The organism is Streptomyces lichenis (assembly GCF_023218175.1).
GTDB lineage: Bacteria > Actinomycetota > Actinomycetes > Streptomycetales > Streptomycetaceae > Streptomyces > Streptomyces lichenis.
In genome coordinates this window covers 1-14589 of the sequence record NZ_JALPTH010000009.1, presented here as the reverse complement: position 1 = coordinate 14589, position 14589 = coordinate 1, and the positions used below count along the sequence as shown (strand labels likewise).

At 71.4% G+C, this 14589-nt stretch carries 11 protein-coding genes; 7 read left to right on the top strand and 4 right to left on the bottom strand.

Translation table 11 applies throughout. The annotated features are described in order from the left end of the window. Positions 1–329 precede the first annotated feature (329 nt). A complete protein-coding gene (locus M1O15_RS11530) occupies positions 330–1022 on the bottom strand; it encodes an endonuclease V (protein WP_248633520.1) in 693 nt (230 codons plus the stop codon). Positions 1023–1260: 238 nt separating this feature from the next. Between M1O15_RS11530 and ssgD the strand changes: the two genes are divergently transcribed. From ssgD to M1O15_RS11510, 4 genes are all read left to right on the top strand, one after another. Further along, positions 1261–1677, top strand: coding sequence for a spore wall synthesis regulator SsgD (gene ssgD / locus M1O15_RS11525; RefSeq protein WP_248633518.1), 417 nt, complete (start codon positions 1261–1263; stop codon positions 1675–1677). Positions 1678–1966: 289 nt separating this feature from the next. Continuing rightward, positions 1967–3610 (top strand): ABC-F family ATP-binding cassette domain-containing protein, encoded by a 1644-nt coding sequence (locus M1O15_RS11520; RefSeq protein WP_248633516.1) that lies wholly within the window; start codon positions 1967–1969, stop codon positions 3608–3610. A gap of 259 nt (positions 3611–3869) precedes the next feature. Continuing rightward, positions 3870–4844 carry an acyl-ACP desaturase gene (locus M1O15_RS11515; protein WP_248633514.1) on the top strand — a complete coding sequence of 325 codons (975 nt, stop codon included), beginning with the start codon at positions 3870–3872 and terminating at the stop codon, positions 4842–4844. Positions 4845–4926: 82 nt separating this feature from the next. Then, positions 4927–5826: a chitosanase gene (locus tag M1O15_RS11510; protein WP_248633748.1), complete on the top strand. Its 900-nt coding sequence runs from the start codon at positions 4927–4929 to the stop codon at positions 5824–5826. Between the two features lie 21 nt (positions 5827–5847). Here the strand turns inward: M1O15_RS11510 and M1O15_RS11505 are convergent, their stop codons facing one another. Next, a complete protein-coding gene (locus M1O15_RS11505; RefSeq protein WP_248633512.1) occupies positions 5848–6117 on the bottom strand; it encodes a WhiB family transcriptional regulator in 270 nt (89 codons plus the stop codon). A 106-nt stretch (positions 6118–6223) separates the two neighbouring features. Continuing rightward, complete coding sequence (locus M1O15_RS11500; protein WP_248633747.1) at positions 6224–7258, bottom strand: multicopper oxidase domain-containing protein; 1035 nt, start codon at positions 7256–7258, stop codon at positions 6224–6226. A gap of 240 nt (positions 7259–7498) precedes the next feature. Between M1O15_RS11500 and M1O15_RS11495 the strand changes: the two genes are divergently transcribed. Together M1O15_RS11495 and M1O15_RS11490 are read left to right on the top strand one after the other, a co-directional pair. Further along, on the top strand, positions 7499–9997 hold the full coding sequence (locus M1O15_RS11495) for a ThuA domain-containing protein (RefSeq protein WP_248633510.1): 2499 nt from the start codon (positions 7499–7501) through the stop codon (positions 9995–9997). A gap of 23 nt (positions 9998–10020) precedes the next feature. Beyond that, entirely contained in the window at positions 10021–12243 is a 2223-nt protein-coding gene (locus tag M1O15_RS11490; protein ID WP_248633508.1) for an OmpL47-type beta-barrel domain-containing protein, read from the top strand. A gap of 62 nt (positions 12244–12305) precedes the next feature. Here M1O15_RS11490 and ligD read toward each other — a convergent pair whose 3' ends face one another. Beyond that, complete coding sequence (gene ligD, locus M1O15_RS11485; protein ID WP_248633506.1) at positions 12306–13325, bottom strand: non-homologous end-joining DNA ligase; 1020 nt, start codon at positions 13323–13325, stop codon at positions 12306–12308. 95 nt (positions 13326–13420) lie between these two features. On the opposite strand from ligD, the gene M1O15_RS11480 reads away from it, so the two are divergent. Further along, positions 13421–14491 (top strand): ATP-dependent DNA ligase, encoded by a 1071-nt coding sequence (locus tag M1O15_RS11480; protein WP_248633504.1) that lies wholly within the window; start codon positions 13421–13423, stop codon positions 14489–14491. Positions 14492–14589 lie beyond the last annotated feature (98 nt).

Below are 14589 nucleotides of genomic sequence, written 5' to 3'. Positions count from 1 at the left end.
GGGGTCGGAGCGGTGACTTCGGCGGTGGGCTGACCGGGATGGAGCCCGAGCCGCCGCAGCGCGCCGATCCGGACGCGGCCCCGGAACCAGCCGTGCCAGTGGCCGTCGGGGCCGGTACCGCAGGAGTGGTCCCAGCCGATCTCGTCCGGCCCGAACGGCATCCGGTCGATGCCGCGGTCACGCAGTCAGGCGCGGGCGGCCGCCATCGGGTGGAGGCGGCCCCGGTTCCCGTGGGCGGCGATGACGATCCAGCCCGCGGCGGGCGTGTCCATGGCGGTCATGGTGCACGAGCGCCGCCCGGCTGTCACGGGCCCGCCCTGCCCCTTCCGTCAGCCGGCCACCGCCTCCTTCAGGGCGCGGCGGCACAGCGCGTCGGCGTGCCGGGTGGTCTCCGGCAGCCGGAAGCGCGGCGCCAGGTGCAGCACCTGGGCGCAGGCCTGCCCCAGGCCGACCCGGTGGCCCACCGAGACGAAGACCGGCTTCACCCCGGGCTGGGTGCGCAGGGCGCGGCCCACCTCCTCGTCCTCCGCCAGGAGCGAGCTCGCGGCACCGCGCTCCTGGCCCGGCTGCTCGTAGCGGAAGGTGAACGGGTTCTTCGCCACGCCGATCACCGGCAGGTCGGTGAGCACGCCGAGGTGGCTGGCGAGGCCGAAGCGGCGCGGATGGGCCTGCCCGTACCCGTCGCACACCACCAGGCCCGGTCCGGACTCCAGACGGCCCAGCGCGGCGAGCACCGCGGGTATCTCGCGGAAGGCGAGCAGCCCGGGTATGTACGGGAAGGCGACCCGGCCGATCGCGGTCGCCTCCTCCACCACGGTGAGCGTCGCGGCGTCGAGCACCACCGCGGCGGCGGCGACCAGGTCCCGGTCGTCGTCGTAGGCCACGTCCACCCCGGTGACCAGGCCGGTGCCCGGCGGCGGGCCCACTTCGCCGAGCACGACCCGGTCGCGCAGCGCGTTCTGCACGGCCAGGGCCTCGGCCTCGCTGCGGGGCCAGTCGGCGGGCTTCTCGATGATCGTCATGATGGCGCCACCCTACGGCCCGCCTCTGACAACCGGCCCCGGACGGCTGCACCCGGGCCGCGCGACCGCCGTAGCCGCCGTGACCGCGATTGCCGGGAAAGACCTCGGCCGCACCCGTGACGCGGAGGCCAGTGACACAGTTCACAGCGGGGAAGAGTGCACGTGCCGCTCGCGTTCGTCGTCCTTCCCTTTGTCAGGGAGGCGTAACGCCGCACCAGCGCGCACGAGGGAGCCGGCTGTGTCCACCGTCATCGAGCAGGCCGTCCAGGCGCGACTCGTCGCCCCCGCACCGCGTATGGACACCGTCCCCGCGACACTGCGCTACGACTCCGAGGACCCGTTCGCGGTGCGGATGGCCTTCCCCGCGCCGGCCACCCTGGAGGGTGTGGAGGCGGTCTGGGCGTTCGGCCGGGAGCTGCTGGCCGACGGGGTGGACCAGCCGGCCGGCCTCGGTGACGTGCGGGTGGCGCCCTTCGGCTACGACCGTACGGTGGTGGAGCTGCACGCCCCCGAGGGCGTCGCCGTCCTCCATGTCCGCACCGCGGAGCTGCGGCGCTTCCTGCGGCGCACCCGGCATCTGGTCCCGGCCGGCGACGAGCACCGCTTCCTGGACCTGGAGCACGATCTGCGTCAGCTGCTGCGCGACGCCTGCTGAGGGCGGTCCGCCTCCCGAGCGGGACGCACTGCCACCCGCCGCACGATCAAATCGATTGCCGCGTTCCCGGGACACGCGTAACTTCTTCCTCGGTCCTGTTGTCGCCGATTGGAGAAGGACGTTGCTCGTCTGAGGTCCGAGACACCGTGTCGCACACCCGCGTCAGGCGGAGTGCGCACTGTTGCAGCGACCTCGGCGTATCCGCCGTCCTCCGCTCTCCCTTCCGCGCACTCCCCCGCGGTGTCTCACCCGTTGCCTTTTTCTCATCTCACGCAACCGGGAGACCCGTATGTCTACTTCCCCCACCTTCATCACCTGCACCGACCTGTCGTTCTCCTGGGCCGACGGCACCGAGGTGCTGGACGGCTTCCAGCTGGCGGTCGGCCCCGGCCGCACCGGACTGATCGGGGTCAACGGCTCCGGCAAGTCGACCCTGCTGAGGCTGATCGCCGGTGAGCTGACGCCCGGCGGCGGCACCGTCCGTATCGCGGGCGAGGTCGGCTATCTGCCGCAGAACGCCACGCTGGACACCGGGCTCCGGGTCGACCGGGCGCTCGGCATCGAGGCCACCCGGGCCGCGCTGCACGCCATCGAGGGAGGTGACGTCCGCGAGGAACACTTCGCCGCGGTCGGTGACGACTGGGACGTCGAGGAGCGGGCGCTGGCCGTGCTCGACCAGCTCGGGCTGGGCCGCGTCGGGCTGGACCGCACGGTCGGCGAGATGTCCGGTGGTGAGTGCGTCCTGCTGCGGCTGGCCGCGCTGCTGCTGGCCCGGCCCGACGTACTGCTGCTGGACGAGCCGACCAACAACCTCGACCTGTACGCCCGGCGGCGGCTGCACGCGGCCGTCGAGGCGTGGTCCGGGGTGCTCGTGGTGGTCAGCCACGACCGTGAACTGCTGGAGCTGGTCGACCGGATCGCCGATCTGCGCGACGGGGAGGTGGCCTGGTACGGAGGCGGCTACTCCGACTACGAGGAGGCCGTCGCCGCCGAGCAGGAGGCGGCGACCCGTATGGTGCGGGTCGCCGAGGCCGACGTCCAGCGGCAGAAGCGCGAACTGAGCGACGCCCGGGTGAAACTGGCCCGCCGCAAGCGGTACGGGCAGAAGATGTTCGACACCAAGCGCGAGCCGAAGATCGTCATGAACGCGCGCAAGCGGGCCGCCCAGGAGTCGGCCGGCAAGCACCGGATCATGCACCAGCAGAAGCTGGCCGAGGCCCGTGAACGACTGGACGAGGCGGTGGAGGCGGTACGCGACGACGACGAGATCCGTGTCGAGCTGCCGTACACCGCGGTCCCGCCGGGGCGCGAGGTGCTGCTGCTGCGCGAGCTGGAGCTGCGCCACGGGGCCCGGGTGCGGGGTGGGCTGGAGCTGCGCGGCCCGGAGCGGATCGCCCTGATCGGGCGGAACGGCTCGGGCAAGACCACGCTGCTGCGAACCGTCGCGGGCGAGCTGGAGCCGGTGTCCGGGGAGGCGGTGGCGCACGTTCCACTGCGCTATCTGCCGCAGCGGCTCGATGTGCTGGACGACTCGCTGAGCGTGGTCGAGAACGTGGCACGGTACGCACCCGAGGCGGGCAACAACCGGATCCGGGCCCGGCTGGCGCGCTTCCTGTTCCGGGGCGCGCGGGCCGACCAGCCGGCCGGCACCCTGTCCGGCGGCGAGCGGTTCCGGGCGGCCCTGGCGGCCCTGCTGCTCGCCGAGCCGGCACCGCAGCTGCTGATGCTGGACGAGCCGACGAACAACCTGGACCTCGCGAGCGTCCGGGCGCTGACGGCGGCGCTGGAGGCGTACGAGGGCGCGCTGATCGTGGCCGGTCATGACGTGCCGTTCCTGGAGTCGATCGGGGTGACCCGCTGGCTGCTCATGGAGGACGGCGAACTGCGGCCGACCAGCGCGGAGGAGGTGGCGGAGATGATGGACGGCTCATGAACCCGGTGGCGGTGCGAGGGCGCTGCCGCGAACAGGTGGCGGCGGGCCGGGACCGCCCGTACCGCGGTGGCGGTCGGGTCGTATGACATCCCGGCCGCCGCGGCGCGCGCGTGGTTCGCCCTGGCGCGGCGGGTTCCATCACCGCAGGTGACAGGCCATGCGCGGAGCCGGACTTGGGGGAGGTGCTTACGGGCCCTTAACCTACGGTCTCGTAACCTACGAGCCCGTAGGTAATTCTCCCGTCCCCAGGAGCACCCGCATGACCCTCACCACTCCCCACCTCGGCAGCTCGGAAGGGTGGACCGACGCCCGGCTGCTGTACGCCCTGGAGGAGGTGGTCGAGAAGGAACTCAACCGCCATCTGAAGGTCGCCAAGGACTGGATGCCCCACGAGTACGTCCCCTGGTCGGACGGGCGGAACTTCCCCGGCTTCTTCGAGGACGGAGAGGCGTGGGAGAAGGGCCAGTCGAAGGTGACGGACGTGGGGCGAATAGCTCTGGTGGTCAATCTGCTCACCGAGGACAACCTCCCCAGCTACCACCATGAGATCGCCAGCCTCTTCGGCCGGGACGGCGCCTGGGGCACCTGGGTGCACCGCTGGACCGCCGAGGAGGGCCGGCACGGCATCGTGATGCGGGACTACCTGCTCGCCTCGCGCGCCGTCGATCCGGACGAGCTGGAGCGGTTCCGGATGGCGCACATGAGCGAGGGCTTCGAGTCGGACAACCGGCACTCGATGCTCCACTCGGTCGCCTATGTGGCGTTCCAGGAGCTGGCCACCCGTATCTCGCACCGCAACACCGGCCACCAGTCGGGCGATCCGGTGTGCGACCGGATGCTGGCGCGGATCGCCACCGACGAGAACCTGCACATGGTCTTCTACCGGAACCTGCTCTCCGCGGCCTTCCAGATCGCCCCGGACCTGACCATGCAGGCGGTGCGGGACGTGGTGGTGCACTTCCGGATGCCGGGGCACGGCATGCCCGGCTTCGAGCGCGCCGCCGCGCAGATGGCCATCGGCGAGATCTACAACCTGCGCATCCACCACGACGATGTGCTGCAGCCGGTGCTGCGCTTCCTGAAGGTGCTGGACATCGACGGGCTGGGCCCGGAGGGGCTGAAGGCGCAGGAGGAGCTCGGGCTGTACATGGGCGGGCTGGACGCGGAGGCGGCCAAGTTCGACGAGCGGCTGGCCGCGCGCAAGGCGCGGATGGCCGCCCGGGCCGGCAGCTGAGGCAGGTGGCCGTCCCGCCACGGCGAGCGGGGCGGCCCTCACTCGTACGAGTGAGGGCCGTACGCTGTGCGACGTGAAGCCTGTGACCCGCTTTGTGTTGATCGGCGCCCCGATCGCCCTTGTCGTCTCCGTCGTCCTCGGCGGCGGCGACGGTGACGAGCGCCCCATCGAGGATCTCGCGCAGTCCGAGGTGGAGAATCCGCTGAAGACGGGCGACCGGAAGAAGGAGAAGGCGCTCAAGGACGAGATCGCCTCGATGCCGGCCGGGCTCGCCGCGCCGGACAAGAAGGAGCTCGCCGCCCGGCTGATCGCCAGTGCCGACAACTCCACCCTGGACTGGCGGGGGCAGTACGACGACATCGAGGATCTCGGCGACGGCAACGGCTACACCGCGGGGGTCATCGGCTTCTGCTCCGGCACCAACGACATGCTCCAGCTGGTCGAGCACTACACCGCGGAGCACCCGGGCAATCCGCTCGCCCCGTTCCTGCCCGCCCTGCGGGAGGTGGACGGCTCCGACTCGCACGAGGGTCTGGACCCGGGCTTCACGGAGGCCTGGAAGAAGGCCTCGAAACTGCCCGAGTTCCGCGCGGCGCAGGACGAGATACGCGACCGCATCTACTTCGACCCGGCCGTCGACCTCGCCAAGATGGACGGGCTGTCCACGCTCGGGCAGTTCGTCTACTACGACGCGATGGTGCTGCACGGTCCCGGGCTGAGCTCCGACGGCTTCTACGGCATCCGCCACGCCGCGCTGAAGGCGGTGAAGACGCCTTCGGAGGGCGGCGACGAGAAGAAGTACCTGGACGCCTTCCTGGACGCGAGCCGCGAGATCATGAAGAACGCCCGGTCGGAGCGCGAGCGGGACACCTCGCGGATCGACACCGCCCAGCGGGAGTTCCTCCGGGCCGGCAACACCGAACTGAGGCTGCCGCTGGTGTGGCGGACCTACGGGGAGTCCTTCCGCGTCGAGCGCCTCTGATCCGGCGCCGCTCCGGGCGATTCAGCCCTGGCGGCGCAGCCGGTGGCGCTCCTGCTCGGACAGGCCGCCCCAGACGCCGAAACGCTCATCGTTGGCGAGGGCGTACTCCAGGCAGGCGTCGCGTCCCTCGCAGGCCGCGCAGAGCCGCTTGGCGTCCCGGGTGGAGGAGCCGGGCTCCGGGAAGAACAGCTCCGGGCCGGTCTGCGCGCACAGGGCGGTCTCCCGCCAGGAGGGCTCGCCGCCGTCCGTGAGGGCGGTCGGTTCGGGGTGGATACGGATGTGGGTGTACATACGGAAGAGGTTGCCGGGCCCGGCTAAACGGCCTGTCAACGGCCGATCAACGCGGTGGGCGGCGGCGTCGCGCGGACACCCGCGGTGGAGCCGGCGCGGGCTCGGGTCAGTGGCCGGTGTGGCCTTGGGCCGCGGGGCGGTCCGGGGAGGGCTCGGCGGTCGCGGCCGAGTGGTGCGGGTCGTAGCCGGGGATGGTGCCGTCGGGCTTGGCGATGAGCAGCAGTCCGGCCATGCCCATGTCGGAGTGGGACTGGACGTGGCAGTGGTACATCCACGCCCCGGCGCCCACGTGCTCTCCGGCGATGACCTGGAAGCCGAAGGAGTCGGCGGGTCCGGTGATCTTGTTGTCGACGACCCGGCTGGGGTCGTCGGGGCCGGTGAGCAGTCCGGTGCGGTTGTCCGCCCAGCGGTGACCGTGGACATGGAACGTGTGGTAGAACTCGCCGTGGGTGATGGAGATGATCTCGATCCGCTCCCCCACGGTGCAGCGGAAGTCGGGACTCTGGTGGCCGGGGCGGTTGTTGATGGTCATGTCGTTGAAGACGATGGTGAACTGCCTGTCCGGCAGGATGTCGCCCGCCCGCCGGACCACCAGCGGCCCGTAGAGGCCCTTGCGGATGCCCCCGGTGCCGTGGTCGGTGCCCACCACGTGGTCGTGGTAGTGCCAGTAGCCCGCGCTGCCCGCCTGCCAGGTGCCGTCCTTGCGGCGGCCGGGGGCGTGGGTGCGCCAGGTGTAGGTGCGGGTGCCGCCGGGCTCGACATGGCTGCGGTTCATCCGGGTCCCGTCGCTGGCCACGTCGTAGTCCACCCCGTGGACGTGCAGGCTGGCGGGCACGTCCAGGGTGTTCTCGAACTCGATGTGCAGGGTGTCGCCCTCGGTGATCTCGATCAGCGGCCCAGGGATGGAGGCCTTGCCCTTCTCCAGGCCGTAGCCCAGCTGACCGTCCGGCAGCTTCTCGGCGTACATCCGCAGGTGGCGCACCTGGCCGCCCGCCGGGGCGGTACGGGGCGGGGTGGCGGCGGCGGGCGCCGCGGCGGCCTGCCCGGTACCCGCGGCCCCGGACAGCGACAACGATGTCAGCCCGGCCGCCGCCACCGCTCCCCCGGTCAGCAGGCGGCGGCTGAAGCTCCGTCTGCCCATACCGCCGGCCATGCCGCTGTTCTCGCCGTCCATGCCGAACTCCCCTGTGCGGTGCGGAGGATGACGGGGTAATGAGCCCCCGGGCCGGGCACACCGTAGCGCTAGCAGAACCGTTTTTCCACAGCCAGGACAAAGTTCGCCGAATTACTGCGAAGCTCTTGGCCTGTCCGAAGAAGAGGTCTAGCTTCATCGGCGTTTGCTGTGACCCCTGAGGGTGTGACCTACGAAGGTGGGTGAGCAATGCGCAGAGCACCACATCGCCGGTCGGGATCCCGCCGGGCGCTGACCGCGGCGGTCGCCGCGGGTGTGCTGGCGGCGTCCCTGCTCGGCGGTACGGCCGCCACGGCCGAGCCGAGGCAGGGACCCGAGCCACAGGATCCACCGTCCTGGACAACGTTGTCCCTGCCGTCTCCGCCGGGCGGGGACAACGTCCGGGTGCTGGTCTTCCATGCCTCGGCGACCGCCGAGGCACCGACCGTGGACGCGGGCATCGCCGCGGTCGAGGCGATCGGGCGGACCGGTCCGGCGGCTCAGCGGTTCGCCACCGAGGCGACCGACGACGCCTCCGTCTTCACCGACGCCCGCAAGCTCGGGAAGTACAACGCCGTGGTCTTCCTGACCGGGGGCGGGGATGTGCTCGACCCCGCGCAGGAGGCCGGGTTGGAGGCGTATCTGGAGGCCGGCGGCGGCTTCCTCGGCGTGCACGACGCCGCGCGCACCGAGCCCTATTCGGACTGGTTCACCGGACTGGTGGGGGCCCGTCCGGCCGCCGGCAGCCCGACGGCGGTGCAGCGCGCCACCGTCGAGGTCGGCGACCGTACGCATCCGGCCACCCGGGGGCTGCCGCTGAACTGGAAGCGCGCCGACACGTGGTTCAACTGGCAGACCAACCCGTCCGGCGCGGTGCACACCGTGGCCCGGGTGCGGGAGAGCAGCTACGCACCGGGCGCGAGCGCCAACGGCTGGGACCACCCGGTCTCCTGGTGCCGGGACTACGACGGGGGCCGCTCCTTCTACACCGCGATGGGCGGCACCGCCGACGCCTACGCGGAGACCGACTTCCGCGAGCATCTGCGCGGGGCGCTGCTGTGGACGACCCGGCTCTCCCGCGCCGACTGCAAGGCGACGATCAACGCCCACTACCAGGCCGAGCGGGTCACCAAGCCCAACCAGCCCGGGCAGAACGACCAGATCGGCGAGCCGCACGGCCTGGTCGCCGCGCCGGACGGGCGGCTGCTGTACATCGGGCGGGGCGGCGCGGACTCCTCCCGGCCGGTGGTGACCGACTGGAGCAACCCGGACATCGGCAAAGGCCGGGGCGAGATCCATGTCTACGACCCGAGGACCGGGCAGGTCACCCTCGCCGGGGCGCTGACCGTCTTCGGCAACAAGGGCGGCGGCGACGAACTGGTGAAGAACGAGGAGGGGCTGCTCGGCATCGAGCTGGACCCGGGCTTCCTCTCCAACGGCTGGGTGTATCTGCACTACACCCCGCATGCCCGGATCAACCGGGACACCCATATGGGTGAGCGGTATGTCTCCCGCTTCACCCTGGACCTCGCCACCAACAAGCTGGACCCGGCCAGCGAGAAGGTGCTGCTGAAGTGGCCGGTGCAGATCCACAGCTGCTGCCACGCGGGCGGCGGGATGGCCTGGGACGCCCAGGGCAACCTCTACATCGCCACCGGTGATAACAACTCCAGCGGCTTCAGCGGCGGTTACTCGGGCAACAACCCGCAGCCGAACTTCAAGGGCGTCTCCTTCGCCGACGCCCGCCGCACCTCGGGCAACACCCACAACCTCAACGGCAAGATCCTGCGCATCCACCCCGAGGACGACGGCACCTACACCATCCCGGCCGGAAACCTCTTCACCGGCCGGGAGCCGGACGAGGGCGGGGGCAAGACCCGGGGCGAGATCTATGTGATGGGGGTGCGCAACCCGGCACGGATCTTTGTCGACAAGACGACGAACATCCTCTACGCGGGATGGGTCGGCCCGGACGCCGGGGCGCCGTCCACCACCTGGGGCCCGGCGAAGTACGACACCTTCGCGGCGATCACCAGGGCGGGCAACCACGGCTGGCCGTACTGCATGGGCAACAACCAGCCCTACCGGGACCGCAATCTCCCCGACCCGGCCCAGCCGCTGGGCTGGTACGACTGCGCCAAGCCCAAGAACGAGTCGCCCAACAACGACGGCCTGGTCAACCTGCCGCCGATCACCCCCAACACCATCTGGTACTCCCCCCAGGGCGGCGGCGTGGACTACCCGCGCGACGCGGCCGGGGTGCCCAGCTACAAGACGGAGGAGCAGAAGCTGCTGCTGCCCTGGCTGAAGGGCGGCGGGCAGGCGACGATGAACGGCCCGGTCTACCGGTACGACACCGCGAGCACCAGCACGGTGAAGTGGCCGGCCTACTGGGACGGCAAGTGGTTCGTCGGCGACTTCTACGACGGCGACCAGCCGCGCCACGCGGTGCTCACTGATCCCAAGACGGTCGGCAAGGGCGGGCTGCCGGTGCACGCCGAGTCCCTGCGGAAGATCATTCCGGTGGGCGCGGGCGGCATCCGCAACCTGATGGACTGGAAGTTCGCCCCGGACGGTTCACTCTACGTCCTGGACTATGGCCGCGGCTTCTTCACCTCCGACGCCAACTCCGCGCTGTGGCGCGTGACCTACACCGGAGGCGAGCCCACACCGGCCGCCGGACAGCTCGTGAGGGGGGCGAAGCAGTGAGACAAGAGCAGAGGAGGACCCCGGTGAGGCGGGAGCGGAGGCACCGCTCGCGGCTGTGGACGGCGGTGCTGGGATCACTGCTGCTGGTGGTGGGGCTGACCGCCGGCTCGGCCTACGGCCGGGACGCGGAGCGCGAGGGCCCCGCCGCCGCGGCCGAGCAGGTGCTGACCTGGACGGCCGGGGACCCGGTCGACCACTACCTGACGATGCCGCAGACGGCGGTGGCCGGCCCGGCGACCATCGTCTTCGAGAACAGCACGGCCACCGGCAACACCACCGGGATGCCGCACACCCTGACCTTCGATGTCTCCGACTCCCAGTACAACAACGACGTCCAGCTGAACATCCTGGCCAACCCCGGTGACGCCGAGGGCGGCAAGCACACCGCCCAGGTGGTGCTGACCCCGGGGAAGTACCGCTTCTACTGCACCATCCCGGGCCACGGCCAGATGCAGGGCGTGCTGACGGTCACCGACGGCGGTGGCGGTGAGGACACCACCGCGCCGGAGACCTCGGCGGCCGTGCAGGGCGAGCAGAACGCGGACGGCGACTACATAGGCCATGCCACGGTGGCGGTCACCGCCACCGACGCCGGCTCGGGGGTGCAGCGGATCGAGTACGCGGTCGGGGCCGACGGGCCCTGGCAGACCTACGCGGCCCCGGTGATGGTGCACGAGGTCGGCGACCACCGGATCCGCTACCGGGCCACCGACAAGGCGGGCAATGTGGCGGCCGAGAAGTCCGTCGAGTTCACCGTCGCCGCGCCGCCGACGGACGACACCACCCCGCCGGAGACCTCGGCCACGGTGACCGGCGAGAAGGACGCCGAGGGCCGGTACGTGGGGATGGCCACGGTCACCGTCACCGCCTCCGACACCGGCTCCGGGGTCAACACCGTCCAGTACGCGCTGGGCGCCTCCGGTGCCTGGCAGACCTACACCGCCCCGGTGATGGTCCACGCGGCCGGTGCGCACACCGTCCGCTACCGGGCCACCGACAAGGCGGGGAACGCGGCGGCGGAGAAGGACGTCCGCTTCACCGTGGTCGCCCCGCCGGTGGAGGACCGCGAACCGCCGCAGTCCCTGGCCGCGCTCACCGGGACGGTCAACTCGGACGGGGCGTATGTGGGGCGGGCCACCGTGACGGTGTCCGCCACGGACACCGGCTCCGGGGTGGACCGGGTCGAGTTCTCCCTCGACGGCGGCCCGTATCTGGCGTACACCGCGCCGCTGGTGGTGGACCGGACCGGCTACCACACGGTGCGGCACCGGGCGACCGACAAGGCCGGCAACACCTCGGCGGCCAAGCAGCTCTCCTTCCATGTGGCCGAGGGCGGCGGGGTGCCCGCGCCGAACTGCCCGGAGCTGGACGAGCGGGCGACCGTCTTCGTCGGCACGGTGGACAGCGGAGTGCCCAACCGGATGACCCGCTCCCGGTGCACCGTCGGCGAGCTGATCGAGGACGAGAAGGACTGGTCCTCGCAGGCGCTGTTCCTGAAGCATGTGGACGGCGTCCTGGACCGGCTGCTGACCGAGGGCGTGATCGACGCCCGCGAGCACAAGGCGGTGTACCAGGCGGCGAAGCAGTCCGGTATCGGCACCCCCGGCCAGACCGAGGGCTACCGGCCGCTGTTCGACGGGACGGCGAAGTCCTTCGCGAAGTGGCAGCAGGTCGGCGGCGGCGCCTTCGCGCTGAACGGCGACGGGTCGATGACCAGCAGCAGCACCGTGCCCGGCATGGGCATGCTGTGGCTGCCGCAGCGGAAGTACGGCGACTTCTCGCTGAAGCTGCAGTGGCGGGACGACGCACCGGGCACCGGCAACGCCAACGCCGGGGTCTTCGTCCGCTTCCCCTACGTCCACGACCACCCGGAGGAGCCGCGCCCCGAGTGGGTGGCCATCAAGTACGGGCACGAGCTCCAGATCCTGGACCGGCCGGACGGCGACATGTACAAGTCCGGCTCGGTGTACGGCTTCGACCGGGTCGGGCTCGGCGGCGCCGGGGTCACGCCCAAGGGCACCTGGAACGAGTACGAGATACGGGTGGAGGGCCAGCACTACTCGGTCTCCCGCAACGGCGTACTGATCAACGAGTTCGAGAACAACGGCGGGCAGGACTTCTCTCCGCCGCGCGCGGACGACCCGGGCACCGACGGCCGGCGGTACGCCACCGGCCACATCGGGCTCCAGGTCCACGGCACCACCGATGTGATCTCCTACCGGGACATCCGCATCAAGGAGCTGTGAACGCCGGGAGGCTGTGAACCCAGGGAGTTGGTGAACCACGGGGAGCCGTGAACCCCGGGGAGCTAGGACTCCTTGCGGGCGCGGCTCGGCTGTACCCGCTTGGGCTCTCCCGGCATCTTGGGGTAGTCCGGCGGGTACGGCAGGTCCGCCAGTCCATGATCCCGCTCGTCCCGGGCGGCCAGCTCCAGTAGGCCGTCCAGCGAGAAGGCGTGGTCGTCCATGTCGGCGTGGATGTCGCCCAGTTCGGCGTACCGCACCGGCATGGTGACCAGGTCGAAGTCGCGCGGGTCGGCGTCGTCCAGCTCCTCCCAGCGCAGCGGCGCGGACACCGGGGCGTGCGGGCGGGGCCGGATCGAATAGGCGGAGGCGATGGTGCGGTCCCGGGCGGTCTGGTTGTAGTCCACGAAGATCCGCTCGCCGCGCTCCTCCTTCCACCAGGCGGTGGTGACCCGGCCCGGCATCCGGCGCTCCAGCTCCCGGCCCACCGCGATAGCGCAGCGCCGCACCCGGGTGAAGTCCCAGCGCGGCTCGATCGGGACGTAGACATGGACGCCCCGGCCGCCGGAGGTCTTGGGCCAGCCGCGCAGCCCGTACTCGTCCAGCAGCCCGCGCAGCTCATGGGCGGCGCGGACGGCGTCGGCGAAGCCGGTGCCGGGCTGGGGGTCCAGGTCGATGCGCAGCTCGTCGGGGTGGTCGGTGGCGTCGCCCCGTACCGGCCAGGGGTGGAAGGTGAGGGTGCCTAGGTTGGCGGCCCACAGCACGGCGGCCGGCTCGGTGGGGCGGATCTCGTCGGCGTACCGTCCGCTGGGGAAGGTGATGTGCGCGGTGGGGATCCAGTCGGGGAGGTTCTTGGGGGCCCGCTTCTGGAAGAACGACTCGCCGTCGACCCCGTCCACGAACCGCTCCAGGGTGGTAGGGCGGTCCCGCAGGGCGCGGGTGATGCCGGGGCCCACGGCCAGGAAGTAGCGCGCGACGTCCAGCTTGGTGAAGCCGCGCTCTGGAAAGTAAATCTTGTCGGGGTTGGACAGCCGCACGGTCCGCCCGCCGGCTTGCAGCTCCACCGCGTTTCCCTTGGCCGCCATGGTCGCCACGGTAGGGCGACTCCAGTGCCTTCGCACATTGAGCGCATAGACATACCCAGCGGGCATAACGGACTGACCTCCGGCAGAATCGGCGCATGGATCTGCCGGTGATGCCGCCTGTGAAGCCGATGCTGGCCAAGTCGGTGAAGACCATCCCGCCCGGGATGCAGTACGAGGCGAAGTGGGACGGCTTCCGCGCCATCGTGCACCGGGACGGGCGGGAGCTGGTGATCGGCAGCCGCACCGGCAAGCCGCTGACCCGGTACTTCCCCGAGCTGGTGGACGCGCTCCTGGAGCGGCTGCCGACGCGCTGCGTGGTGGACGGGGAGATCGTGATCGCCCATGACGGGCGGCTGGACTTCGACCGGCTCTCCGAGCGTATCCACCCCGCAGCCTCCCGGGTGCGGATGCTGTCCGAGCGCACCCCCGCCCGGTTCATCGCCTTCGACGTCCTGGCGGACGGTGACGCCTCGCTGATGGACACCCCGCTGACCGAGCGGCGGACGGCACTGGAGCGGATGCTGACGGGCGTCACTCCCCCGGTGCACCTGGCGCCGTGCACCACGGACGCCGGGACGGCCCGGGACTGGTTCGAGCGGTACGAGGGCGCCGGGCTCGACGGGGTGGTGGCCAAGCCGCTCGACCTGCTCTACCGACCGGACGCCCGGCTGATGTACAAGGTCAAGCACGAGCGGACGGCGGATGTGGTGGTGGCCGGCTACCGCTTCCACAAGAGCGGTCCGGTGGTGGGCTCGCTGCTGCTCGGCCTCCACGACCGGGCCGGAGTCCTCCAGCATGTGGGGGTGTGCGCGGCGTTCACGGCGCAGCGGCGGGCGGAGCTGGTGGAGGAGCTGGAACCCCTGCGGCTGGAGCACCCCGGGGACCATCCCTGGGCGGCCTGGGCCGAGGAGGCCGCCCATGAGTCGGCCCGGCTGCCGGGAGCGCCGAGCCGCTGGACCGGCCGCAAGGACCTGTCCTGGGTGGCGCTGCGGCCGGAGCGGGTCTGCGAGGTCGGTTACGACCATATGGAGGGCACCCGGTTCCGGCACACGGCCCAGTTCCGCCGGTGGCGGCCGGACCGTGCGCCGGAGAGCTGCGGCTACGACCAACTGGAGGAGCCGGTCTCCTACGACCTGGACGCGGTGCTCTCGGGGGCGGACTCCTAGGGACCTTCCGTGCCGGTCCGGGTCGGGTCGGGGCTGGGTTCGGTGGGGGTCGGGGACGGGGCGCTGGGCGAGGCGGTGGGTGTGGGGGTGGGGGTCGG